The 1,282-nt window shown below is 67.6% G+C and carries 1 protein-coding gene; it reads left to right on the top strand.

Annotated features, from left to right (window positions below):
• Positions 1-62: 62 nt before the first annotated feature.
• Positions 63-1,249, top strand: a protein-coding gene (locus IE88_RS0116060; RefSeq protein WP_156032665.1) for an IS3 family transposase whose coding sequence is annotated in 2 segments (ribosomal slippage) — positions 63-327 and positions 327-1,249 — 1,188 coding nt in all. Because the reading frame shifts where the segments join, the coding sequence is not laid out codon by codon here.
• Positions 1,250-1,282 lie beyond the last annotated feature (33 nt).

Here is a 1,282-nt window from a genome sequence, read left to right as displayed (position 1 = left end):
GGCCTGCCCCCTTCTGAGTGGTCCGGACTGTATGTTCGGATATCGCTTGGAAGGAGCGGGTTATGGGACGCAAACGGCACAGCCCTGAGGAGATCATCGGCAAGCTGCGTGAGGCGGAGGTCTTGATCGCGAGAGGTCAGACGACGCCGCAGGCGGCGAAGGCGATCGGGGTGACGGAGCAGACGTATTACAGGTGGCGCCGGGAGTACGGCGGCATGAAGGTGGATCAGGCGAGGCGGCTGAAAGAGCTCGAGCGGGAGAACCAGCGGCTCCGCCGGGCGGTGTCGGACCTGACGCTCGACAAGATGATCCTGAGCGAGGCTGCCAAGGGAAACTACTGAGCCCCGCGCGCCGAAGGCTGGCGATCGATCACGTGCGGGAAGCGGTAGGCGTGTCCGAGCGGCGCGCCTGCTGTGTCCTTCGGCAGCATCGATCGACGCAGAGGAAAGCGCCGCGGGGCCGGGATGACGAGGCCGCGCTGACCGCCGACATCGTGGAGCTGGCGAGCCGGTACGGACGCTACGGCTACCGCCGGATCGCCGCCCTCCTGCGCGACGCGGGCTGGCGAGTGAACCTGAAGCGCGTCGAGCGGATCTGGCGGACCGAAGGGTTGAAGGTGCCGCAGCGCCAGCCGAAGCGGGGCCGGCTCTGGCTCGCCGACGGCAGCTGCATCCGCCTCAGGCCGGACCGCCCGAACCACGTCTGGAGCTACGACTTCGTCCAGGACCGTACGCACGAGGGACGGAAGCTGCGCATGCTGACGGTGATCGACGAGTACACCCGCGAATGCCTGGCGCTCCCCGTCGCCCGGCAGCTGAAGAGCGACGATGTCCTTGCCACCCTGGCGGACCTCTTCGCCGAGCGCGGCCCGCCTGAGCACATAAGGTCCGACAATGGCTCGGAGTTTACCGCTACCGTCGTCCGCGAATGGCTCGGCCGCTTGGGCGTGAAGACCGCCTTCATCACGCCTGGCAGCCCGTGGGAGAACGGCTACAACGAGTCCTTTAACGGCAAGCTCCGGGACGAGTTCCTCGACCGCGAGATCTTCTACAGCCTCACCGAGGCCCGCATCCTGATCGAAGCCTGGCGGGTCCACTACAACACCGTCCGTCCACACAGCGCCCTTGGCTACCGACCACCCGCACCGGAGGCGACCGCCCCCGCCTCGACAGGAGCGCCACGGCTGCCGTCCGGCTCCGCTACGCTCCGCCTCCCGTCAGCCGTGGCGCAGGAGGCATCCATGGTCTAACATTGCAACCGGACCACTCGATGGGGGCCGGTC

The sequence above is a fragment of the Parvularcula oceani genome, from assembly GCF_000733125.1.
Lineage (GTDB): Bacteria > Pseudomonadota > Alphaproteobacteria > Caulobacterales > Parvularculaceae > Parvularcula > Parvularcula oceani.
This window is presented reverse-complemented; position numbering and strand designations above follow the sequence as displayed.